Origin of the sequence: Patiriisocius sp. Uisw_047, from assembly GCF_047730165.1 — a bacterium.
Taxonomy (GTDB): Bacteria; Bacteroidota; Bacteroidia; order Flavobacteriales; family Flavobacteriaceae; genus Patiriisocius.
Genome location: NZ_CP159834.1, coordinates 2,285,026 through 2,309,721, shown reverse-complemented (window position 1 = coordinate 2,309,721; position 24,696 = coordinate 2,285,026). Strand labels below are relative to the sequence as shown.

Sequence of the window (24,696 nt, the reverse complement as noted above, 5' to 3'; positions counted from 1 at the left end):
ATCTTTCTTTTTTCAGCGAAATAGTATTTCTTCTTTATTCAAATCCAAGACCTTATTCTTTTTCTGGCAGATTACCGAAGCCCCTTGGGAGACCACTGTCATCAGGGATTACAGGAAGCTCTTCTAACTTTTCTTTTTCTAAAGACAGTCTCTTATTGAAAAGCTTAAAAACAAGCTCTTTAAAGGTATTAAAATCTACCGTGTAAGAGATACCAAGACCTTGTTCAAAAATCTGATCTTCTCCTATAAATTGTATATCTGCTTGGCGGTTGAAAAAATTCATACGCAGACTTCCATCTTCATTTACGAGCCACTGTACCTCCACTTCTCCCGCAATTGTAGAATCATTTACATCTCCAATAGGCACACCTAGACTTCCGTTAATCAGCAACTTATCTGTAATCTTTGTCGTAATAGACACACCTATTTGATCTGAAGTTTCGGCGATAGGAGAACTTTGACCCGTTTTATAATCAATGGCAAATCCAAATTTTCCATCTTTATCAGATAATAAATCACCCACAAGACTTGACACTTGATCCGCTAATAAATTACCGCCGAAGGCACCAGCTCCCGCAAAGTCATCATTCACGAAAGAATTAGACGCTACAAGAAATAATGCTTGCTTCTGGCGTTGCTCTTCGTTTTGTAATTTATACTCAAGCTCACTGCGCACAATAGAACTCACTCTAGGGAAGTTGATATTAAAGTTTAATTCTGGCTGGCTCAATTCTCCAGAGAGATCTACAATAACCTCCACTGGAATCTTTCGGTTCACCGTCGGATTATCAAGTAAAATAGAAGGGTTTGCCTCCGTTTTATAAATCGCTCTCAAGTCGAGTCTTGCTTTTTCTGGTTTTCCGTCCCAGTTTATACTTCCGCCCGGTTCTACTTCTATATTTCGTTGTATAACCCCACCATATCTAAAGTCGAAATTTCCACTAAAGACAGAAAAATCTCCCCACATATTAAATTTACCCAGTGTATTGATCTCCATTAACAATATTCCTGCACCACGACCCTTTAAAGTACTTCCCGTAGTTTGATCTACAACCACCTCTACCTCCGCCTTTTGATTGATATCAAGATCAAAATTAAGTGTGAGTCCTTTTACTTCTTCTATGTCTATTTCTTCTCCACTAATAAGCGCTTCTTTTTCTTCTGGAGATAAAAAACGAACAAATGAATCATCCCCTATCGATTCTGTTTCAGAAATTGGTATTTTAAAAGTAGTTCCGTCCTCTGTTGTGGCGACCACGTCAATCACCAGTTCTTGTATTGGCCCAGCGATAGTAGCACTGCCACTAATAAAAGCTGTCCCATAATACAATGCATCCTCTTCTGGAGCTGTGTCTAGTGCCAGCAATCTTTGTGGAGCATCTATAGTAAGATCCAGTGCCCAATCTAGAAAGTTAGTATGGGTAGCATTACCAGACAAACGTCCTTGGGTACTATACTTAACATCTGTGATTCCCGCAGGTTCTATAGTGATCTTGCTCTTTGAGAGGTTCAATATGGTACTGTTTTCAATATCAAAATCAGTATTTAAATAAGGTATTTTCAAACCACTATTTGTTAGATTAAGTCGGCCAAAAATATCAGGTGACTTATAATTACCCTTTACTTTGGCGTTTCCGGAGACCGAACCCCTAATTTCTGTAATCACATTACCGCCAAAAGGGCTGAAAGCTTTCATATTAAAATCGTTGAGTGAAACATTGAGATCTATTTGAGGTGTATTGCCAGATACATCTATATCACCTACCGCGTTTATCGACTTTATATCATTATTTACTAGCGTGGTATTTATCCTATAATTTGTTAAATCTTCATTTCCTTTTACCCTTAATGAAAGATCGCCAAACTCCGTTTCGTTAATAACCACATGATCTATCGTCACATTACTCTCGGGGAAGAACGAGCCTCCTTTTTGAAGAAAATTAAGACGTCCGTTAATATTTCCGTCGAGACGAAGACTATCTATTTTAGGTGTCAAATTACCCATGTTAACATCTCTAAACCGAACCTTCAAATCTTTATAGGTAGAGTCTCTAATCATCCCGCCGAGCTCTATAGTCTCGTCATTATGATTGAGTTTAAAGCTGTCAATTTTTACACGAGAAAAGTTGTTATCGAAGACTATTTTATTCTGCCTATTATTCTCCTTATTTATGTACCAAGTATTCCGATTATAGAAAATATCAGATTTTGAAAAACCTATTACAGATTGACCTTCTGGATTAATGGTATGATACAGCGCGAGGTTAAAAATGTCTTCTTTGTATTTTCCTCCCGAAAACTCAGAGCGCAAATACAGCGTATCATTAATGGTTTTATTAATGATCGCCACATCCTTGAGATCATACACTCCCGTATACACAGAGTCTATAGAAATATAGGTGTTGTAGAGCGGGTTGTTATTGTCTACTTCTACATTAACATTGCCCAAGTAGTTTTTAAAAAGCAATATTTCTGGAGACTTAAAATTGAGTTTAAACTTAGTTTCATCTGATGATACCTTGCCGCTTATTTGAGTATTCTTACCAAGAGCTAAAGACGGTACAAAGAGTTCTATAATTTTATTATAGACCGTAAATTGATAATTAACATACTGATCTGAAATTACCTCCTCTGGGATATAATTGGCATAAATTTTACCGATACCATTTTTAAATAGGTTTGGAATATCTTCCAATTTAAAGACACCAGATATATTTCCGTCAATGATATCTGGCGAGTTAATTTCAATCGTCCTTTTTTTTCCTTCAAATCTTGAAATTACATTAAAATCGTTAAAATAATAATCGTCACGCTCATTCTGATAAAAAGTCTCTTTAAAACCTATAGTTCCTCGCGCATCATCAAGTGTTGTACCATACATATCCATGATAAGCCTTCCTGCAAAAATACTCACACTGTCACGTTTTATGAGATTCAATTTATTTAGTTCTGCAAAGGCAATATCTGCTTCAAAGACAAACTGGTTAAACTCTTTTGAGACATCAACAATTCCTTTAAAATCAAGTTTAACATTAGGGTCATCAATAGATAAATCTCCATTAAACACAGGGTCTTTTAAATTTCCAGAAATGATAATGTTCTTATAGGAATAGCCTTCAAAATCAAAGGATGACACCGTCCCGTTTATTGATGTATTTACAGATTTTTGAGAGAATCCACTTCCCTTTATTGTAAGGTCTGCTGTGATATTTTCTAATGATCTTGTTTCGGTTAGTTTCCCTAAATTAAAATTATCGACCTTGATCTTCCCTTTGTAATTTGCTTTTTCATAATCATTTATACTACCCACTTCAATATCAACTAAAGCATTACCAATGGTGCTCTTTAAATTACTCTTTGAGTTTAATGTTGAGGTAGTAATTTGAGTGTTTCCTATAAATTGAAAATTACCTAAAGATTTTAGTTGCTTTGGTAAGTTTTTCCCTATTAGTCGTGGCATAAAACGCCGAAGGTCGTAATAGCTAGTTGTGATATAGTGATTGTTTGCAATAATAGAATACTCTCTGTCTTGAGAAATCAAATCTTTAATCGTGAAATCTCCTCTTACTCGTGTTTCTCCAGAAGCTATCCTAGCATTCTTAAATCTAAAATTGTTAAGTGTCCCATCAAACTTGCCGTCTACATACAACAATTGATTAGGCCCGAACTCCTTATAAAAAGCATTCAAGTCATTTGTGGCAAGTTTACTATTATCAAAGGTGGCATCTATAACAACACTGTTCATAAAGTCTGCCATTCCATCCTCTCCATATTTAAAAATCAAGTTTCCTTTAAGCTCAGAATCTGAAGACACCAAGGTGAGATTTTCGAGCTTCATAACTTCTCTCGTATATGAAAAATCTGTTTGTAAACTTGTTACTTTAAAACCACGCTGTGCTACAACAGTCATATTATTAATCTGAGCAGTAACATCTATATTTTCTATCCTAAAATTATCTGCACTTAGCGTGACAGCATCTAGCATCAATATTTCTGATCTCTCTAGGTTTTCATCGCTAATGTAAACTTCACTATCGTATAGTTCTAAATGATCTGCAAATAAGACGAAGACTTTAGTTTTTGGTTTCCCGGTGTTAAATTTTTGAGAAAATTGATAAAGGTTGTCCTTCTCCTCCCCTTTGTAGGTATGGTAATGCAATTTTGCTTTTGTTAAAATTATGTCACCAAAACCAAAATTATCATTTAAAAGATTTTTAAAATTTAGCACATCTGCTTGTAATTCTTGTGCATAAATTAAAGTGTCTTGGCGATGATCTGCGATATAAACTTCTCTAGCGTCTATTTGCCCTCGCCAATTGAGACCCAATCTATTGATATGGATATCCACATCATAAGATTCATTTAACCTATCTGTAACTCGTTTGGCAATTTTTGTTTGGACGGCAGGAATAGATAAAATGATGACCAGTAGAATGATGAATACTACGATCAACATAAAAATCTTAACAAGTATTTTGCCTAGTTTTTTGATAGCTATTATTGTTTTACTTTTGACACCAAATAATATACCCTTTTTCTTTTATGCAAGAAAACATATACATTTTAGGTATTGAATCTTCCTGTGATGATACAGCTGCCGCTGTACTTCATAACAGTAAGGTGCGCTCTAATGTTGTAGCAACTCAAAAAATTCATCAAGAATATGGAGGAGTTGTTCCAGAACTTGCTTCACGTGCACATCAACAAAATATTGTTCCTGTAATTCATCAAGCGTTACGCGAGGCAAATATCGACAAAAAACAGTTATCAGCCATTGCCTTTACACGAGGTCCAGGATTGATGGGTTCATTGCTTGTAGGCACCTCATTTGCAAAGTCTTTAGCGATGGGATTAGACATTCCGCTCATAGATGTAAACCATATGCAAGCTCATATTTTAGCACATTTTATTGATAATGGCGATAACGAAATGCCACAATTTCCTTTTTTAGCAATGACCATAAGTGGCGGACACACTCAGATAGTAAAAGTGAGTTCACATTTTGATATGGAAATATTAGGACAGACAATAGATGATGCCGTAGGGGAAGCATTTGATAAAAGCGCAAAAATTTTAGGCCTCCCTTATCCCGGTGGTCCTTTGATTGACAAATTTGCGCAGACTGGAAACCCCAAGCGTTTTCCATTTACAAAGCCAAAGGTGGGACCGATGGATTTTAGCTTTAGCGGCCTTAAGACTGCAGTTCTTTATTTTGTTCAAAGAGAGGTAAAAGAGAATCCAGATTTTGTAAAAGAAAATCTTGAAGATATTTGTGCGAGTCTTCAGTATACTATTGTATCTTATTTGATGGATAAGATTAAAAATGCCGTAAAAGAAACAGGAATTAAGGAGGTTGCCATAGGTGGTGGTGTTTCTGCCAATAGCGGGATTCGGAAAGCATTGCGGGATGCAGAGGAAAAATACGGATGGAAAACTCACATTCCAAAATTTGAATATTGTACAGATAACGCAGCGATGATTGCTATTGTGGGCGAATTAAAATACAAACAGCAACTGTTTACAGGTCTCGATGTTTCAGCGAACGCCAGGATGAAGTTTTAAAAAAAAAATTGAGTAACAGCAAAATCATTAATAGAAAATAAGTGACAGATAATATGAAATTGGAAAAGACCTTGTAAGAAGGTTGCGTTTGGCGACCTTGCCCAGGTACAAATCACATTTCAGAAAAGAAAATGTTTGGAAGATACTGTGTTTTGTATAAAGGAAAATGAGCGTGGGAGAAAGGAAAATTAATGGTTCGCGTAGTTTCAGAAAAAACTGAAGCAGCATTAGCGCAGGTTCACAGATACCCTGTGTACTGTAAAGGCAAGCCAATGAAAGAATTTATATTTGTACACAGCCCGGGTTTTGATACAGAAGAAAAATTACAACGATGTTTAGAACTAGGCATTGCACACTTAGAACGTAAAGCAACAGAAAAAAAAATAATTGTGAATTTATTTTACCAACAAGACATTCGTCCAAATGCATCTCAAATCAATTTTGATAAAGAAGAGAGTAGGCATATTAATAAAGTTCTTCGGAAAAAAGAAGGGGACCTTCTGCATATCACAAACGGAAATGGACAACTCTTTACCACAGAAATACTAAGTAGCAGTCCCAAAAACTGTATCGCTACGGTACTGAATATCGAATTGAAAAAGCCATTGCCATATAGCCTCCACATGGCAGTTGCTCCTACAAAACTCAATGACCGCTTTGAATGGTTTTTAGAAAAAGCAACAGAAATGGGCATTACAGAAATCACACCTATCATTTGTGATCACAGTGAACGCAAGGTGATTAAAAAGGAACGGTATGAAAAAATAATAGTAAGTGCAATGAAACAGTCTTTATCCTGCTATTTGCCAAAACTTAACGATGCGATTCCGTTTTCAAAATTTTTGGAATTGCCTCACAGCGAAAATTTTAAGGGTATCGCCCATTGTGATGATGATGTCTCTAAAGTACATCTCAAAAACGTCGTGAACCCGGGGTCTAGTTATTTAATACTCATTGGTCCTGAGGGAGACTTTTCTAAAACGGAAGTGAAAAACGCAAGTAAATTAGGTTTTAAAGCAATCTCATTAGGAGATAGAAGATTACGAACTGAGACTGCTGCAATAGCAGTTACTGGCATAATAGCGTTTAGTTTTGACTCATTAGCGGTAATTTGAGTAGTGTAACGTTAATACTGTAGGTGTTAAGGTTTAATACCCTATATTGCTTTGAACAAATTTACTAATCTCTTTATTCCTCTTTAGAGTTATTGACTATTTATAAAAATTATGTCAGAAACTACGTTGACGTTAGATTTGAAAAATATAATAAGAAAGTCTAGGCGCCTTCATCTAGCTGGAGCGGCACCTTACGTTATACCTCATATTGGGCGAAAAAGAGACTTAAGGTCAGATCATAAGATTTTTATAAATCAACTCTTCTGCGAAATGTTCGAAAAAATATAAACACAGGCTTAACAAACTGACTTCCTTTTTTTACTTTTGAGTTTATGCTGAAAACCTTATTCATTTTTTATACACTCTGCATTTTCCAAACTGTTTTATCACAAGAGATTGCCGTACTGCAATACGGAGGCGCTGGAGATTGGTATGGAAATCCTACTGCCTTGCCTAATCTTGCACAATTTTGCAATCAAGAATTAAGCACCACACTATCTACAAAACCTGTAGTTGTTAAACCTAACAGCATAGACCTTTTCAATTACCCCTTCATACATATGACTGGACACGGTAATGTTTTTTTTAGCGATGAAGATGTAGAAAACCTACAGACTTATTTACTAAGTGGAGGCTTTTTACATATAGATGATAATTATGGAATGGACATCTATGTGCGTAAAGAAATCATAAAACTTTTTCCAAATGCGCCATTAGAAGAACTAGCTGGCAATCACCCTATTTTTAGCTATAAATATTCGTTCTCTGATGGATTGCCTAAAATTCACGAACACGATAACGCAAGACCACAGGCTTTTGGCATTACCATAGAAGGAAGACTTGTGCTACTCTATACCTTTGAGAGCGATCTAGGCGACGGATGGGAAAACCCTGAAGTTCACAATGATCCGCGAGAAGTAAGGCTTAAAGCACTTCGCATGGGTGCAAATATTGTCACCTACGCCTTTGAAAATTGATTACTTCCCTCCTATGAGTGATCAACTTACACATCAAGAAAATAAGTTTACGCAAAGAGCATTTGAGATTACCGTAATTTGCGATCATCTAGAAAGCCCTGCAAATCAGGGTGCCTTGTTCAGAATTTGTGAGGCATTTGGTGTCAAAGAAATTATTTTCTTCGGAAACGCCATACACATCAACTCTTCACGATTAAAAAGAACCGCTAGAAATACACAGACATTAGTGCCTTTTAGATCTGTAATGGATGTGAATGATGTTGTCAACACTTTTAAAGAAAAACACACACCACTCATAGGTTTAGAAATCACAGAAGGTAGCCAAGCCATAGGTGAACTCAAATTCGCAAACAATAAGAATGTTGCCCTTTTTATAGGAAGTGAAAAAAACGGCATATCTAGTAGCCTACTGGCTCAAATGGATCAAGTATATCACATCCCTATGTATGGAACAAATAGTAGTATGAATGTGGTACAATCTGCAGGAATTGCACTCTACTCAATTACAAGTTTACTAGCAGATTAATTTATATATAAATTTTAACGTTACAGTTGAATAACATAGTACTTTGCGTATGTTTTTAATCTCATTTATTTATTATGAAACCAACGGTTAAATCTATTTCAATTGAGATATTAAGTCCAATAGTCGTAACATTGATGGTTCTTATTTTGGGATGGTTTCTTTACAAAACAAAAGCATTATTTCTCTTTATAGCGTATTGCTTGGCTCAGTTATTTGACAATCTAATAACACAATTCGTTATTTTTGGAAAGAGTGCAGAGTCGCATCCTCTAGAGATATTTATCATAATCTTAACAGATGGTTTTCTTTTCGGTATTTCAGAAATGATTCTTGCCATTCCAGTATACACAGCATTAAAAGTAATTTCAAAAGAGTTTTTATCTGAGTATAAGATCATGCAGCGATTAAAAATAAATCTATAATTAGTTTTGAATAAAGCCTTACTCAAACCACACATTCAAGAATTTATAAAGGAATTTGAAGGTCCTACCGCGACCCTTGCTTTTGCCGGTAGCCCATTTCCAGAAATAACTGCTCAAGAACTTATCCAACAAATAGAAGGAAGAAAAAAGGCAAAGAAAAAACTAGAATATCTACTAGAAACTGAAGGTATTTTCTTTCCACCAAAACTGAATCTAGAACAAACCTCATCGCAACATACAGCCCTTTATAAGGCCTCTCTAGTCAATAATGGGAGGCTTGCCGATCTTACGGGTGGATTTGGTATCGACGCGTATTACTTCTCAAAGAAAGCAACTCACGTTGATTATTTTGAACTCAATGCGGATCTGGCTCTCATTGCAGATCATAATTTTAGTACGCTTCAAGCGAATAACATTTCCGTAGTAAACGATTCTGGTTTAAGTATCCTTAATAATGGTGAGCAGTATGAAACCATTTACATAGATCCTTCCCGAAGAACAGAAAGTAAGCAAAAGGTGTTTTTCCTGAAAGACTGTGAACCTAATGTTCCAGAACATATAGAAACTCTTCTTGCCCATTGTGACCTTTTACTCATCAAAACGTCGCCAATGCTCGATATTCAAGCTGGATTGCAAGAACTTCAAGGTGTTTATGAAATACACGTAGTCGCTGTAAATAATGAGGTTAAAGAATTGCTATGGCTTTGTAAGAAAGGTGCAAACGAGGCTGTCATAATAAAAACTATCAATCTCAAAGAGGTAACGAACGAAGTGTTTGATTTTGAACTAAATTCCGTTTCAGAAACAATAAACGAACCTCCATTACACTACTTATATGAGCCAAATGCTGCGCTACTAAAAGGAGGCGGCTTTAGTCATATTTCGCAACAATTGGGATTCTCTAAGCTTCATCAACATGCGCATCTTTTCACTTCGGAAGTCTTAAGGGATTTCCCAGGGAGGCGTTTTAAGATACTACAAGTGGTTCCCTATGCTAAAAAAGAAATGAAAGCTCACATAGCCGGACTCAAAGTAAATGTGACTACACGTAACTTTCCGGAAACAGTAGCAATACTTAGAAAAAAATGGAAATTGAAAGATGGCGGAGACACCTATCTCTTCTTTACCACCTTACTAGATAACAGCAGGGCAGTTATAAAATGTCGTAAGATTTTAGATTAAATACGACCTGCAATACGGTCTTTAGCCAGTTGCAGAATGATCTGAAATTGATCCTCCATATTCATATCACTATTATCAATCTCAATAGCATCTGCTGCCATTACTAAAGGCGAATCTTCCCGAGTTGTATCAATACGGTCACGCTCCACCACATTATCATAAACTTTTTGATAGGTTACCTTGTCACCACGTTCTATTAATTCTTCATAACGCCTATTAGCGCGCTTTGCTGCAGAGGCATTCATAAATATTTTAAGTTCGGCGTTAGGAAATACGACGGTACCAATGTCTCGGCCATCCATAGCGATTCCTTTTTGCTGACCTAGCAACTGTTGTTGATGTACTAATTTTCTTCTAACTTCGGGTACTGTCGCAATTGGACTTACAAACGACGAAACTTCAAGCGTTCTTATTTCAGACTCAATGTTTTTACCATTTAACAATACGTCTGCCGTTTCAAATTGTGGCGCCTTTTCAAAGCCTATCGTTATTTGATCTAATGAATTAAGGAGTCCTTCTTTATCAAAATGATTTTCAGAAATAAACCCATGATGCATTGCAAAGTAAGTCACCGCGCGATACATCGCTCCTGTATCTACATAAATGTAATCTAGATAGTCCGCTAGTTGTTTTGCAACCGTGCTTTTACCCGTAGAAGAATAGCCATCAATAGCAATGGTGATTTTTTTAATCATTCAAGTTAATATTGAGACCTAGATATCCAGAAGATGCCGCGCCATTAAACTTAGCATATGAATAACTGAGGCGTAATTTATTTAACTTTATAGAAAATCCTGCACTCAAGCCCGCAAAAGAGCGCTGTTCCAGAACTCTTAACTCTTCTCCCCTACGCAGATTATACCCTAACCTAAGGTTAAACCCACTCTCAGGGAACAGCTCTATCCCCAAAATCATATGACGAAACGCGTGATCGATAAAGTTAATTTTTTCTGTGGTAGTTACTCCCTCAAGATCTGTTTGTTCCCTATTGGTGTTTGAAAAAGCCAACTGCCATTGTTGTAGATTGTCCATTGTAAAGTGCCAACGGATAGGTATATTTTCTAACGTTTGAGAAATTCCAAAAATAATATCTAGCGGTAAGCGCTCGTATTGATTGTCGTAGGGTGTAATTTGAGTTCCTACATTTCGGGCTACTCCAGTGACGTGCAAATCCCAATCTTCATACACATACATTACGCCTATATCTAGTGCCACACCTAAAGACGAATATTGCTCTAGTGTAGATGAAATCAATTTTGCATTTACACCCACGTGAAAATCCGTATAAGGTATGTTACGTGCATGTCCTAAAGAAAGAGCGACTTCACTTCCACTAAAGCTAGCAGTAGGTTCGCCATTTTCGTCATAGCCATCAAACTTTCCATAATTAACGTAGGTAATTCCAGTATGCAGCACTTGTGTTCTTCTATCCCATAAATACGCATAGGTTGCCGTACCATAATTTACATCTCCTATGTAGTTAGTGTAGTTAAGAGACAACTGGTTATCCATTTCTGGATTGATACTGGCTGGATTAAATAATCCTTGCGTGGGATCGTAATCATAATTGGTCACGATCTTTCCTCCTAACGCCGCTTGCCTTGGGTTGTTTACAAGGTTAAGAAATTGGTATGTAGAACGCCCCCCTATTTGGCTAATGCCGGCAGTAGTCATCAATACTAATAAAATAAAAATAAGCTGCTTCTGCATATAAGGTTTTTGTCACCAATAGTTATACTAGTAACGACTGCAATATTAATTTATTTTCAAAAGGTAAAAAAGCTTTTATAGTGTCGATTTATTAGATGCGTACAAACAAAAAACCACATATGCTTAAGATCTAATGATCCTATCATTTGTGGTTTTGATTTCTTATGAAATAGCAACTATAATTTCTTTGCGTTCTTCACCTTCTCCTTAGTTAGTGCCAGTGTAAGCACGTCACTCATCTCTTTTACATAATGAAATTTTAATCCCTTTAAATATTCAGGATTAATCTCTTCTATGTCACTTCTATTTTCTTCACACAAAAGAATCTCTTTAATTCGCGCTCGTTTTGCTGCCAATATCTTTTCTTTAATTCCGCCAACAGGTAACACTTTACCTCTTAAGGTAATCTCGCCCGTCATCGCAATGCTCTTCTTTACTTTGCGCTGTGTAAATAATGAAACTAAAGAAGTTAGCATTGTAATACCCGCACTCGGTCCATCTTTAGGTGTAGCGCCAGCTGGCACGTGTAAATGCACGTTATACTTACTGAACACTTCTGGGTCGATCCCTAATTTCCCTGCATTTGCTTTAATGTATTCTAGGGCAATCGTTGCAGACTCCTTCATTACTTTACCCAAGTTGCCCGTCATGGTAAGTGAACCTTTTCCTTTAGATAAAATACTTTCTATAAATAGAATGTCTCCACCTACTCGCGTCCAAGCAAGGCCCGTGACAACACCAGCGGTATCATTGTTTTCGTATTTATTACGTTCTAATTTAGGAGAACCAAGTACCGCTATAATAATTTCGTTTGTGACTTTTACCACATATTCTTCTTCCATCGCGATATTCATTGCTGCGTATCGAACCATTTTAGCAATTTGCTTTTCTAAGCCACGCACGCCGCTTTCTCTTGTGTATCCCTCAACAATCTTCTCTAATTGCGGCTTTGCTATTGTCAAGTGCTTTTTAGTCAGCCCGTGTTCTTCTAATTGTTTAGGTAACAAATGACGCTTAGCGATTTCTACTTTTTCTTCAATCGTGTAACCAGATACATTGATAATCTCCATACGATCAAGCAATGCAGGTTGTATCGTGTCAAGACGGTTAGACGTTGCGATAAACATCACCTTAGAAAGGTCATATCCTAATTCTAAAAAGTTATCATAAAAGGCACTATTCTGCTCAGGATCTAATACTTCTAGCATTGCAGAAGAAGGGTCTCCTTGATTTCCTGTAGATAATTTATCGATCTCATCCAATACAAAAACAGGATTACTTGTCCCTGCTTTCTTTAAACTCTGAATGATTCTTCCCGGCATTGCACCAATATATGTTTTACGATGTCCTCTTATTTCTGCTTCATCTCTTAAACCACCTAGACTAATTCGTACATATTCTCTTCCTAAAGCTTCGGCAACAGATTTCCCTAAGGAAGTCTTCCCTACTCCTGGAGGTCCATACAGACAAAGGATAGGCGACTTCATGTCGTTACGCAATTTTAATACAGCGAGATATTCTATAATTCGTTTTTTTACATCATCAAGACCGTAATGATCTCTATCTAATATCTTTTTAGCACGTTTTAAATCAAACTTATCTTTACTAAATTTTTCCCAAGGCAGGTCCAATATTAGATCAAGATAATTACGTTGTATGCTGTATTCCGCTACTTGCGGATTCATACGCTGTAACTTAGATACTTCTTTATCAAAATGCTTTTGAACTTCTTCTGTCCATTTTTTAGACTTAGAACGAGACTTCATTTCTTCTATCTCTGCTTCACTGCCATTACCACCCAGTTCTTCTTGTATCGTTTTCATCTGTTGGTGTAAAAAATACTCGCGCTGCTGTTGGCTCATATCTTCTTGTACCTTAGACTGTATATCGTTCTTCAATGATAGTTTCTGAAACTCTACGTTCATAAACTTCAATGCTTCCAGCGCGCGGTCCTTCAAGTTGTTAATCTCTAAAATTCGCTGCTTATCTGCTACAGAAATATTAAGATTAGAGCACACAAAGTTGATCAAGAAAGAATTGCTCTCAATGTTCTTGATTGCAAAAGATGCTTCACTAGGAATATTTGGGCTGTTTTTAATAATTTTTAAAGCCAACTCTTTTATAGATTCAATGATAGCATCAAACTCTTTGTTCTTATCTCCTGGTCTCGCTTCTGCAACTTCACGTACAGTAGCCGTCATATAAGGATCTGTGGTCATTACCTCTGCCACCTCAAAACGTTTTTTACCTTGAATGATGACCGTAGTATTTCCGTCAGGCATTTTTAAGACACGTAAAATACGAGCAACGGTACCAATGGTATTTATATCTTCAATCCCAGGGTTCTCTTTATTTTCGTCTTTTTGCGAAACAACACCTATAACTTTATTGCCTTTGTTGGTTTCATTAATCAGTTTTATAGAGGTATCGCGGCCAGCAGTAATTGGCACCACTACACCAGGAAATAACACCGTATTCCGCAATGGAAGTATCGGCAATGTTTCCGGTAATTTTTCACGTTGCATTTCATCTTCATCTTCGGCGCTCATCAATGGTATTAATTCCGCTTCATCTCGCAAATCTTGCAGTGACATGCTGTCTATGGATAATAATTTTGATTTTGACATATATATGTTTAACGACATTGTGTCATAAATGTTGACACAAGGCCTTTTTTTTTTAAGTTTTTTTACTTCTGAAATGCTAAAACCTTGAAGTATCTAGCATTAGCTGATCTACTATGTCTATAATTCAATTGTTATGCCAAGGGAGTTGAATAGATAATTAGATTTTAGTCCCTATTGCCATCGGGTAATGATTTGGAATTTTTGGTTTTCTTAAGTGTAAGGAGTAATTAAGATGTTTCGCTTAGCGACCCTTCCTATTCAGAAAAGCGGAACTATTAGCTTCGCTAGGTATGAAGAACTTTGGTTCCGTTAGGCACTCAAATAACTAAAAGTTCAAAGCAAGAACAAATCTTCAAAATTTAAAATTTCAGAAATAAGAAAGTACTTTAAAACGCTAGAAATGCTGCCCGACGAAAAAGAACTACATTTATTTATAAAATTTGATAAAAAGTGTAACAATCCATAATTACCTTTATCTCTTAATAAACAACCACCAAATAAATTGTCACTAACCACGACTGACATATCGATACTTGTCTCATTGTGTAAAAAGGAGAACCAGCTTGCGCAATTAGAGATTTATAATAGGTACAACAAAGCGATGTATACTATTGCAGCACGAATTGTTAAGAACACAGCAGAGGCAGAAGATGTAATGCAAGAATCATTTATTGCGGCTTTTGACAAAATAGATAGTTTTAACGGGACGGCAACTTTTGGGGCTTGGTTAAAAAGAATAGTCGTGAACAATAGTATTGCCCAGTATAAAAAGTCTTTGCGGTTTGTTTCTGTTGATGATGACGAAGGGATAACAATAGAAGATGAAGCGACAGAAGTATCCTATGAAGGAATTTCTGAAGCAGATTACAAGAACGTCGAGGCTGCGCAGTTAATGATAGCATTAGATCAGATTAACGAAAAGTACAGACAAGTGATTACCCTGCATTATATGGAAGGATATGACCACAAAGAAATAAGCGAAATTATGCAAGTTAGTTATGGAAATGCGAGAACCTTACTCTCGCGAGCAAAAGATAGTTTAAGATTTAAAATAGACCAATTATGAGCAATGACGGAATGAAAGATATGTTTGCGAGACTCAAAGATGAGTTAGAAACACAGGTGCGTGCAGATGGACATAAAAACAGATTTACAGATAGACTGCAGCAGCGTACTGCTGCGCTGGAGAAAAAGAAAAGTAAATTTTCTTGGAGACCATTATCTATTGCGGCTTCTGTTATTTTATTACTAGGCTTTAGTTTGTTTTTTATACAAGCAGAACCACAGGAATCTGATCTAGCAAGTGTCTCGCCAGAAATGCAACAAACCCAATCATTTTTTACTAATGCAATTAACCACGAATTAGAAACAATACAGAATTTACAGACTCCAGAGACCAAAAGACTTGTAGATGATGCTATCACCCAACTAACCATACTAGAAACAGAATATCAATCATTGAAAATGGACCTAAAGAAAAGTGGTCAAGACAAGCGCGTAATTTACGCGATGATTACCAATTTCCAGAGTAGAATAGATTTACTCAAGGAAGTTGCGTCACAAATAGATGAATTAAAGAACCTAAAATACGATAGCGATGAGAACTTATTATAACACCTTAATAATTGCCTTCTTCCTCCCCTTTATGGCGATAGCCACGAATCATGAACCAAAAGGAAAATATAAAGCTGAAAAGAAGATCCACAAAGAATATGATGTAAACCCGAGTGCTGGTTTAGAAATAAACAACAGCTACGGTAGTATAGACATTGTAACTTGGGACGAAAACAGAACGGTAATAGACATTACTATTATTACCAACGCAAGCAGTGAAAGTAAAGCACAAGAGAAGTTAAGAGAAATAAAAATTGATTTTACTGTAAATAGTAGCCTAGTAAAAGCGGTGACTAGATTTAACGATGACAATAAATCTTTATGGAGTAGCTGGTTTGGCGATAACGATAACGTATCTATGGAAATCAATTATACAGTTAAGATACCCGTTACCAACTCTGTAGATCTTGATAATGATTACGGGAGTATTCGTATCAATAGACTCGAAGGAAATGCGCGCATCAATTGTGATTATGGGCAACTCATTATAGGAGAGCTTATGGCAGATAATAATTACCTTAACTTTGATTATACTGACAAGTCTACCATTGCATATATGAAAAGCGGAAAAATCGTGGCAGACTATTCTGGATTCACACTTGATAAGGTAGGTCGATTAGAACTCAACGCGGACTACTCGCGTTCTGAAATAGGCGAAGTGGCATATCTTAACTATAATTGTGACTACGGAAAAGTACAAGTAGGCAAGGCGGGAAAAATAATAGGTCGTGGAGATTATATCTCTAACAAAATAGGAACTGTAAGTGGTGATCTCAACTTAAATACAGATTACGGTTCTATATATGTAGAACGATTAACAAATGGAGTAAAAGAAGTTATTATTAACTCTGATTATACAGGAGTAAAAGTAGGGTTCGCAAGTGATTTTGCTTTCGACTTTGTAATAAACCTTGACTACGCTGGCTTTAAAGGGTCTGATTCTGTAGAGATAACAAAATCTCAAAGTGATTCTACAGAAAAAAGATATGAAGGCTATCACAACAAAAAGAATAGTGGGAACACTATAAACATATCATCAGAATATGGTGGTGTGACTTTCTTTGAAAACTAAACCCAATAAATTAAAACAGAAACTCATGAAAACAGTATCAAAAATTGCGACGCTACTAGCGCTAGCATTAATTACATTATCATCCTGTGCCCAATCCTGGAATAACAAAGGGATAAAAGGCAATGGTAATGTAACTACAGAGACAGTTAAAGTGGCAGATTACGACGAAATTAATGCAGTAGGGTCTATGAATGTTACCCTGGTAAATGGGACAGAAGGTGCTATAAAAGTGACTACGGATGAAAATCTACAAGAATATGTAGACATCACATCGAGCGGTGGTAAACTTTCCATCTCATTGACAAAGAAAGGATGGTTGCGTACCAAAAAAGGAATCAATATACAAGTGCCCTTTATGGATCTCGATAACATCTCTTTAGTAGGCTCTGGTTATGTGAGCAGTAAAGCAACCATAAAAGCAAGTCAAATGGATATTTCGGTTACGGGTTCTGGAGATATGGATCTTACTATCGAAGCAGAAAATCTGGACGGTAATTTAAGTGGAAGTGGCGATATTCGGCTACAAGGTAAAGCCACCAACTTTAAGGCTAAAGTAAGTGGTAGTGGAGATCTTGATGCACGCGCTCTTGACGCTCAATATACAGAGGCTTTCGTTGCAGGATCTGGAGATTTACAAGTGAATGCTAAAAAGAGTATTAAAGCCCGAGTAAATGGGTCTGGTGATATCTCATATAGCGGTAACCCTGATAAAGTAGACACTAAGATAAGCGGCTCCGGTGATATTGATGCGAACTAAGAATACACTTTAAGAATAAAAAAATGCCGCGAGAAATCGTGGCATTTTTTTATTAATATAATTTTTTTTCCTTCCTGTCAACCAAGAAGCAGGGTTTTTTTACTCATCTTCAATAGTGAAGAAGAACGTACCTTCTGTTATTTCAAAAACCGCAGGGTCTTGCTCTGTTGGGTCTATAGCAGAGAAACTGAATGTCCCTTCTATATTATCGGTAATAGTATCATAACTATTAACAGTAAAAGTTCCAGTTGTCGAGGTAAATACTTGTGGTACTAAAACAGTCGTATCTGGCGTATAAAATCCAATTACTTCACTTCCGTCTATTTGTTCTGGAACCATTGTATACGTTCCTGTTGTAATATTTCTTGGAAATGTAACCGTTATACTCTGTAAATCATCTGCTCCAGTAAAAGTGACAACCTCTACATCAGATCCTGCAAATAAAAAGACACCGTTCTCCACTAATGTAGGCACTAAAATGACATCATTTACTGTTGCTGCAAATGGATCTGGTACATTTTCTATGTTTGGCATATAGTAAATTGTAAATGCACCGTTCGTTGCTTCCACGACATTTGTTTTATTGTTCAATGGATCGGTTCCTGTGAATGAAAAAGTCGCTACAATTCTTCCTGTTGCTTTACTAAAATCTGTAATCGTTATAGTGCCAGGATTTGAAGTTAGGTTTGCTGTTCCTTGTCCATCGTTATATAGTGCAATCAATTCCGTTCCATTTGAAAGGTTCACCATATCGTAGGTTCCCAATCCTAAATTTTCAGGTATATCGATTCTAATAGATGCTCCATTATTATTAAGCGCTAAAATACGTACAACTTGAATGCCCCCCACTGTTGCGAGTTCTGAAAGAATTGAATCACCGGTAAATTGTCCATCATTGTCATCTCCTTCTGCATCTATATCTGCCTCAAAAGAATTACTCACGGTCGTATCATCGTCTGGATCTGGGTCATCATCTGTACCACCTGTACCAGCATCTTCTATTGTGAAAGGAATTTGAAGGTATGCGCCGTCAGTAACGGTAAATGTTTCTATTACTGGGTTTCCGGCACTATCTGTAACAGGGTTCCCATTAGCATCTTGCATAATTCTTTTCCCTAAAAAACTAAAAGTACCACTCACTACTTGTGCGGTCATATCTAGTTCTGTAATCATCATGGATCCAGAACCTCCTATAGCTGTCGCAGTTGTATATGGGTTAGCTGCTTCTTCTAAAAGAATATACACAGCAGCATTTAATGTATTATCACTAGCGTTTAAACTAAACGAACCTACTTCGGCATTTTCAACAGACAGAAAAAGTAATTCGCCCGTGCCTTGGTTGGCTCCAGAGATCACTAATAAACCGTCGGTATCAAGTACAGCAGTAGATGCGCCCGCATTAAAAGAGGAAGTAGTGTTAATAGTCGCAACAAAGGAACCTGGTTCTAAAATCACATCTTCCATAATATCAGGAAAGTTAGGATCAATAGGTTCGTTATCACAGGAAGTAAAAAGAAGGACAATCATTGGGATCATCATCCATCTTATGGATGTAAATATTTTCATAGAATGCGCGGTTAAGTTTTTTTATTAAACGTAAAAATACCAAAAAATTGCCTAAAAGCCCTTATTTTTTCGGTACTCGTAGAAGTAAAACTACTCCAGCTATAAAGAAAATCACTAAAAACAATATAGAGTTTCGCATCGATCCTGTTATCTGGTCAATAAAGCCATATAGTAGCATTCCTATAACAATCCCTATTTTTTCAGCAACATCATAAAAACTAAAATACGATGTGGTGTCCTTTGTTTCTGGCAAAAATTTTGAATATGTAGAACGAGATAAGGATTGAATTCCACCCATCACTAGCCCTACAAAACCTGCGGTTGCATAAAATTGAATTGGTTCTGTAATAAAGAAAGCTACAACACAGATCACGACCCATATGACATTAATGACTATTAAGGTATTAATATTTCCGAAGCGATGAGAACTACGTGAAGTTAAAAATGCACCCAAGACCGCTACTATTTGAATAAGAAGAATACTCCCAATTAAACCTAGCGTTTTTGCATCATCTCCGGCCCATGCTATTTCTTGTTCGCCAAAATAAGTAGCAACCAACATCACGGTCTGCACCGCCATGCTATAAACAAAAAATGCAAGTAGATATCGTTTGAGCCTTAGGTTTCCTGTTAAGCTATGATACACCGTTCTGAGTTCTTTAAAGCCATTAAAAAGTACTTGCTTAGAAATTTTTTCACTGTTTTTATTCCCTTTTGGGAGGTGATAAAAAGAATATTGACTGAAAGCGATCCACCAGATTCCTACGGTTAAAAAAGAAATCTTCATCGCTAGCATACTTGCATCTCCTCCCTCTCCTAATCCAAAAAGTTGAGGATACATTACCATACATAAATTGAAGATTAGCAAAATCACACTCCCTATATACCCTAAAGAATACCCTTTTGCACTGATGCTATCTTGCTGGTCTTTATGCGCTACATCTGGCAAATATGAATTATAAAATACTAAACTCCCCCAGAAACCAACGAGTCCAAAAAAGTAAAATAACAAACTAGTATGAATATATTCGAGGTCAAAAAAGTAAAGTCCGATGCAAGAAAGCGCCCCTAAATAACAGAAAAACTTCATAAAGTTTTTCTTGTTCCCCACATAATCTGCTATACCAGATAGAAAAGGCGATAGGATAGCCACTAGTAAGAATGCGGCTGCAGTGGTATAACTTATGAGCGGGGTACTTCGTATTGCCCCACCAAAAACTTCTACCGTCTCTACTCCGGCTTCCTTAAAAAGTGCTCCATAAAAGATAGGAAAAACTGCAGAGGCAATCACAAGGCTATAAACAGAATTTGCCCAGTCATAAAAGGCCCAAGCATTTAATAATTTTTTACTTCCTTTCTCTAATTGATTATACATATTATATACGATATTTTACGCTCTAGTCGGAATTCATAAAATTTCTGCAAAAAAAACCCGCCGTTAAGCGGGAATGAAAATACAATTTTTAACTGAAGTCAAATGATCGTATATATTTTATTTTTTAAATGAAGTTACGCCATATTTTCTCGCCTTAGCTCTTGCCTCATTTGCCCAAGCCGTAATGTTATTGATACGGGTATCACTTGAAGGGTGCGTACTCATAAACTCTGGCGGAGCTCCTCCTCCGCTGTTAGCTTTCATTCTTCTCCATAAATCTGCCGCAGCTAAAGGCTCATATCCTGCCATTGCCATTAGCGTTAAACCAATTTTATCTGCTTCGCTTTCGTGGTTTCTACTAAATGGTAACATAAGACCTAGCTGTGTCCCAACTCCATAATACTGGTTGAACATCTCTTGGTTTTCAGAATCATTTGCTAGTGCAATATTTCCTGCCGCAGCACCTAATTGTTGTATTTGTCCAGCACTCATACGTTGCTGCCCATGATTTGCTAAAGCGTGTGCAACTTCATGTCCCATAATCGCAGCTACACCACCATCAGATTGTGCGATAGGCATAATCCCCGTGTAAAAAACAATTTTTCCTCCTGGCATACACCAAGCATTTACTGCATCGTCTTCAACTAGGTTATATTCCCAAGCATAATCTTTTAGATATCCTGCGTAGCCATTAGCCGTTAAATAGCGTTCTGAAGCAGCAGCTATTTTCTGTCCAATATTATTAATTCTATTAGCATCTGTAGTTCCTTTAACGACTTTATTTTCTGCTAAAAATTGATCGTATTGCTGAAATGCCATTGGCAAGATCTGGGAGTTAGGAATAATGGCTATCGTTTTCTTTCCTGTAAAGGGGTTCGTGGCGCAGGCTAAAGCAATTGCGGCGATGGCACACAAAGATAAAATAGTTTTAGTTTTCATGATGGATTATTTAATAGTTGATAAAGTTAAATTTTTCATTTTAGAATACTATTATATTAATAATAAAAATTAGTTGCTATTTTTATGCTAAAAATTTGAAGTATCTATAATTTGGAATAACTATTGATATAAACAATATATAAAAAACAACACTATGAAAAAGATTTTCAGCATTTTTACTATCGTGGCCGCACTCACATTAACAGCCTGTCAAGGAGATCAAGGAGCTTCTGGTGAAGACGGAATAAATATATTAGGCAGCGTTTTTGAAACTACCATTGATTTTAATCCTAATAACAATTACAGTGCGCTTATTACGATACCCTTAGATATACAAGTTTTTGAAAGCGATGTGATATTGGTGTACCTTTTAGAAGATGTAGTTCCGGACGGTCAAGGCGGTTCTTTTGATGTTTGGAGCCAACTACCGCAAACATTTTTTCCTTCTCAAGGAACGTTAGTGTACAACTTTGATCACACTTTTGTAGACGTACGTTTGTTCTTAGGTTCTAACTTTAATTTAGATACGTTAGGAAGTGAATTTACCAACGACCAAACGTTCAGAATTGCTATCCTTCCTGCAGAATTTGCAGACACAACAATGGGTATGGATATCCTTTTAGAGACTATTAATATTTCAGAAATAAACGTTATTAATTTAAATTAATATATGAAACACCTTTTAATCATTGCCATAGCCCTTGTAGCTTTTAGTTGTAATTCTAAAGCTCAGGACACAACAAAAAAAACAGAGAATACATCATTTTCGGTTGTTAAGACAGATACAGAATGGAAAGAAGCGTTATCGCCTCTAGCCTATAATGTATTACGAGAAGCGGGAACAGAAAGACCGTTTTCTAGCCCAATAAATAAAAACTACAAAACAGGAATCTATGTTTGTGCAGCTTGTGCAGCGCCTCTTTTTGAAAGCGAGCATAAATTTGATAGCGGAACAGGATGGCCTAGCTTTGACAGAGAGATAGAAGGCAATGTGGCTTTTGATACAGATAATAACTTAGGCTATATTCGTACAGAAGAGCATTGTGCAACTTGCGGAGGCCACTTAGGACACGTTTTTAGTGATGGCCCAAAAGCTACTACTGGTAAAAGACATTGTATTAATGGCGCAGCCTTAAAATTTATACCTACAAAAGATGAGTAAGCAGTATCCAGTAAATAAGACAGAAGCAGAATGGAAAGCGGAGCTTGGAGAAGCACGCTATAAAATTCTGAGAGAAAAAGGAACAGAACGTCCACACACAGGAGAATATAACTTAACCTTTGACGATGGAAAGTACGCTTGTGGCGCTTGTCACATACCATTATTTAAGAGCGACAGTAAATTTGATAGCGGTTGTGGTTGGCCAAGTTTTGATGAAAGCATAGAAGGTAGTGTAGCGTATGTAAAGGACAGTACTTTAGGAATGATGCGTACAGAAATCCTATGTGCAAATTGCGGAAGTCACCTAGGACACGTGTTTAATGATGGCCCTTCAAAAACGGGGCAACGGTATTGTGTTAACTCACTATCAGTAGCCTTTAATAGGAAGTAGCATTCCTTCTGAAATTTTAAAAACAGATCCAGCTTTAGGTTTAATATACCTTTGGCTGGATTTTTTTTGTGCCCTACATTAAATCTTTTAGCTTAAAAACTTGGTTCTTTATTTGAAGGGAACTACCACCAAAACGTTACGAGACAAGCGACGCCTAACTATACACATTTCATATAAATACTCTTATCTAGTGCAAATCTAATTAAGCCGTAAAAAAACCAAAAAACTATTCCCAAGCACTATTATGATTTACTCCTACTATTTTGTAAATTCGCATACTTAATCAGCAATGAATATTTCAGTATTATGAGTAAATATGATGTAATCGTTTTAGGAAGTGGCCCAGGTGGATATGTAACTGCCATTCGCGCTTCTCAGCTCGGCTTAAAGACAGCCGTTATAGAAAAAGAGAGCCTTGGAGGCGTATGCCTTAACTGGGGTTGTATCCCTACAAAAGCACTTTTAAAAAGCGCGCAAGTTTTTGATTATTTAAACCACGCAGAAGACTACGGTCTTATTGTTAAAGGTGCGGATAAAGATTTTACTAAAGTAGTAAAACGTAGTAGAGACATCGCAGATGGAATGAGCAAAGGTGTTCAATTCTTGATGAAGAAAAATAAAATAGATATCATCAATGGCTTCGGAAAGTTGAAACCCGGAAAGAAAGTAGATGTTGATGGAACAGAATACAGTGCAGATCATATAATCATCGCAACAGGTGCTCGCTCTAGAGAATTGCCTAATCTTCCTCAAGACGGAAAGAAAGTGATAGGATATCGCGAAGCAATGACATTAAAAAAGCAACCTAAATCTATGATTGTGGTTGGCTCTGGAGCCATAGGCGTTGAGTTTGCACACTTTTATAATGCAATGGGAACAGATGTTACTATTGTAGAGTTTTTACCAAACTTAGTACCGCTTGAAGATATCGATGTTTCTAAGCAATTTGAAAAATCATTTAAAAAAGCAGGGATTAAAGTAATGACTAATGCTTCTGTAGAAAGTGTAGATACTTCTGGGAAGACGGTTAAAGCCACTGTAAAAACAAAGAAAGGCGAAGAAATTATAGAAGCAGAAATTGTATTATCTGCCGTAGGTATTGCAACAAATCTTGAAGGCATTGGTCTTGAAGATGTAGGGATCGTAACAGACAAAGGCAAGGTAATGGTCAATGACTGGTACCAGACTAATATGCCAGGCTACTACGCAATTGGTGATATCACTCCTGGTCCTGCCCTAGCCCATGTAGCTTCTGCAGAGGGAATTCTTTGTGTAGAAAAGATTGCAGGGGAACACTGTGAGCCTATTGACTACGGAAATATCCCAGGATGTACCTATGCAACTCCAGAGATTGCAAGTGTAGGAATGACAGAACAACAAGCAAAAGACGCAGGTTACGAACTTAAGGTTGGTAAATTCCCGTTCTCTGCCAGCGGTAAAGCAAGTGCAGCAGGAACTAAAGACGGGTTTGTAAAAGTTATTTTTGATGCTAAGTATGGCGAATGGCTGGGATGTCACATGATTGGTGCAGGCGTAACAGATATGATTGCTGAAGCAGTATTAGGAAGAAAACTAGAAACTACAGGACATGAAGTATTAAAAACGATCCACCCGCATCCAACGATGAGTGAAGCGGTAATGGAGGCAGTTGCAGATGCTTATGGTGAGGTAATTCACCTTTAGGGTTTAGATAAAATTA

21 protein-coding genes are annotated in these 24,696 nt (G+C 36.8%); 14 read left to right on the top strand and 7 right to left on the bottom strand.

The window, feature by feature from the left end; all coding sequences use genetic code 11:
- Window positions 1-52: 52 nt before the first annotated feature.
- On the bottom strand, window positions 53-4,456 hold the full coding sequence (locus ABXT71_RS10015) for a translocation/assembly module TamB domain-containing protein (protein WP_415371175.1): 4,404 nt from the start codon (window positions 4,454-4,456) through the stop codon (window positions 53-55).
- 86 nt (window positions 4,457-4,542) lie between these two features.
- On the opposite strand from ABXT71_RS10015, the gene tsaD reads away from it, so the two are divergent.
- From tsaD to ABXT71_RS09985, 6 genes are all read left to right on the top strand, one after another.
- Complete coding sequence (gene tsaD / locus ABXT71_RS10010) at window positions 4,543-5,562, top strand: tRNA (adenosine(37)-N6)-threonylcarbamoyltransferase complex transferase subunit TsaD (protein WP_415371174.1); 1,020 nt, start codon at window positions 4,543-4,545, stop codon at window positions 5,560-5,562.
- A gap of 191 nt (window positions 5,563-5,753) precedes the next feature.
- On the top strand, window positions 5,754-6,677 hold the full coding sequence (locus ABXT71_RS10005) for a 16S rRNA (uracil(1498)-N(3))-methyltransferase (RefSeq protein ID WP_415371173.1): 924 nt from the start codon (window positions 5,754-5,756) through the stop codon (window positions 6,675-6,677).
- A gap of 332 nt (window positions 6,678-7,009) precedes the next feature.
- The gene (locus tag ABXT71_RS10000) at window positions 7,010-7,654 is read left to right on the top strand and encodes a DUF4159 domain-containing protein (protein WP_415371172.1); all 645 of its coding nucleotides are present in this window, start codon (window positions 7,010-7,012) and stop codon (window positions 7,652-7,654) included.
- Window positions 7,644-8,180, top strand: coding sequence for a TrmH family RNA methyltransferase (locus tag ABXT71_RS09995; protein ID WP_415371171.1), 537 nt, complete (start codon window positions 7,644-7,646; stop codon window positions 8,178-8,180). The genes ABXT71_RS10000 and ABXT71_RS09995 overlap by 11 nt, the downstream gene beginning before the upstream one ends.
- Window positions 8,181-8,254: 74 nt before the next feature.
- Entirely contained in the window at window positions 8,255-8,602 is a 348-nt protein-coding gene (locus tag ABXT71_RS09990) for an AI-2E family transporter (protein WP_415371170.1), read from the top strand.
- A gap of 6 nt (window positions 8,603-8,608) precedes the next feature.
- Entirely contained in the window at window positions 8,609-9,784 is a 1,176-nt protein-coding gene (locus ABXT71_RS09985; protein WP_415371169.1) for a THUMP-like domain-containing protein, read from the top strand.
- Here the strand turns inward: ABXT71_RS09985 and cmk are convergent.
- The 3 genes from cmk to lon form a co-directional block, all read right to left on the bottom strand.
- The gene (gene cmk / locus ABXT71_RS09980) at window positions 9,781-10,476 is read right to left on the bottom strand and encodes a (d)CMP kinase (RefSeq protein ID WP_415373099.1); all 696 of its coding nucleotides are present in this window, start codon (window positions 10,474-10,476) and stop codon (window positions 9,781-9,783) included. The genes ABXT71_RS09985 and cmk overlap by 4 nt on opposite strands.
- Complete coding sequence (gene porQ / locus ABXT71_RS09975) at window positions 10,472-11,494, bottom strand: type IX secretion system protein PorQ (RefSeq protein WP_415371168.1); 1,023 nt, start codon at window positions 11,492-11,494, stop codon at window positions 10,472-10,474. The genes cmk and porQ overlap by 5 nt, the downstream gene beginning before the upstream one ends.
- A gap of 176 nt (window positions 11,495-11,670) precedes the next feature.
- Window positions 11,671-14,121 (bottom strand): endopeptidase La, encoded by a 2,451-nt coding sequence (gene lon / locus ABXT71_RS09970; RefSeq protein WP_415371167.1) that lies wholly within the window; start codon window positions 14,119-14,121, stop codon window positions 11,671-11,673.
- A 502-nt stretch (window positions 14,122-14,623) separates the two neighbouring features.
- Between lon and ABXT71_RS09965 the strand changes: the two genes are divergently transcribed.
- From ABXT71_RS09965 to ABXT71_RS09950, 4 genes are read left to right on the top strand one after another with little or no spacing between them, the layout of a single operon-like run.
- Window positions 14,624-15,187, top strand: coding sequence for an RNA polymerase sigma factor (locus tag ABXT71_RS09965; RefSeq protein WP_415371166.1), 564 nt, complete (start codon window positions 14,624-14,626; stop codon window positions 15,185-15,187).
- Window positions 15,184-15,735: a hypothetical protein gene (locus ABXT71_RS09960; RefSeq protein WP_415371165.1), complete on the top strand. Its 552-nt coding sequence runs from the start codon at window positions 15,184-15,186 to the stop codon at window positions 15,733-15,735. The genes ABXT71_RS09965 and ABXT71_RS09960 overlap by 4 nt, the downstream gene beginning before the upstream one ends.
- Window positions 15,719-16,807, top strand: coding sequence for a hypothetical protein (locus ABXT71_RS09955; protein ID WP_415371164.1), 1,089 nt, complete (start codon window positions 15,719-15,721; stop codon window positions 16,805-16,807). The genes ABXT71_RS09960 and ABXT71_RS09955 overlap by 17 nt, the downstream gene beginning before the upstream one ends.
- A 25-nt stretch (window positions 16,808-16,832) precedes the next feature.
- Window positions 16,833-17,564, top strand: coding sequence for a head GIN domain-containing protein (locus ABXT71_RS09950; RefSeq protein WP_415371163.1), 732 nt, complete (start codon window positions 16,833-16,835; stop codon window positions 17,562-17,564).
- A 99-nt stretch (window positions 17,565-17,663) separates the two neighbouring features.
- Here the strand turns inward: ABXT71_RS09950 and ABXT71_RS09945 are convergent, their stop codons facing one another.
- The 3 genes from ABXT71_RS09945 to ABXT71_RS09935 all read right to left on the bottom strand — a co-directional run bounded on the left by ABXT71_RS09945 (window position 17,664) and on the right by ABXT71_RS09935 (window position 21,444).
- Complete coding sequence (locus ABXT71_RS09945) at window positions 17,664-19,130, bottom strand: DUF6252 family protein (RefSeq protein WP_415371162.1); 1,467 nt, start codon at window positions 19,128-19,130, stop codon at window positions 17,664-17,666.
- A gap of 61 nt (window positions 19,131-19,191) precedes the next feature.
- Complete coding sequence (locus ABXT71_RS09940; protein ID WP_415371161.1) at window positions 19,192-20,505, bottom strand: MFS transporter; 1,314 nt, start codon at window positions 20,503-20,505, stop codon at window positions 19,192-19,194.
- A 117-nt stretch (window positions 20,506-20,622) separates the two neighbouring features.
- Window positions 20,623-21,444, bottom strand: a complete 822-nt coding sequence (locus ABXT71_RS09935; RefSeq protein ID WP_415371160.1) for a M48 family metallopeptidase — start codon at window positions 21,442-21,444, stop codon at window positions 20,623-20,625.
- Between the two features lie 154 nt (window positions 21,445-21,598).
- Between ABXT71_RS09935 and ABXT71_RS09930 the strand changes: the two genes are divergently transcribed.
- From ABXT71_RS09930 to lpdA, 4 genes are all read left to right on the top strand, one after another.
- The gene (locus tag ABXT71_RS09930; RefSeq protein ID WP_415371159.1) at window positions 21,599-22,111 is read left to right on the top strand and encodes a lipoprotein; all 513 of its coding nucleotides are present in this window, start codon (window positions 21,599-21,601) and stop codon (window positions 22,109-22,111) included.
- Between the two features lie 3 nt (window positions 22,112-22,114).
- Entirely contained in the window at window positions 22,115-22,606 is a 492-nt protein-coding gene (gene msrB / locus ABXT71_RS09925) for a peptide-methionine (R)-S-oxide reductase MsrB (RefSeq protein ID WP_415371158.1), read from the top strand.
- A complete protein-coding gene (gene msrB, locus ABXT71_RS09920) occupies window positions 22,599-22,997 on the top strand; it encodes a peptide-methionine (R)-S-oxide reductase MsrB (RefSeq protein WP_415371157.1) in 399 nt (132 codons plus the stop codon). The genes msrB (ABXT71_RS09925) and msrB (ABXT71_RS09920) overlap by 8 nt, the downstream gene beginning before the upstream one ends.
- 306 nt (window positions 22,998-23,303) lie before the next feature.
- Window positions 23,304-24,680 (top strand): dihydrolipoyl dehydrogenase, encoded by a 1,377-nt coding sequence (gene lpdA / locus ABXT71_RS09915; RefSeq protein WP_415371156.1) that lies wholly within the window; start codon window positions 23,304-23,306, stop codon window positions 24,678-24,680.
- The last annotated feature ends 16 nt before the right edge of the window (window positions 24,681-24,696 follow it).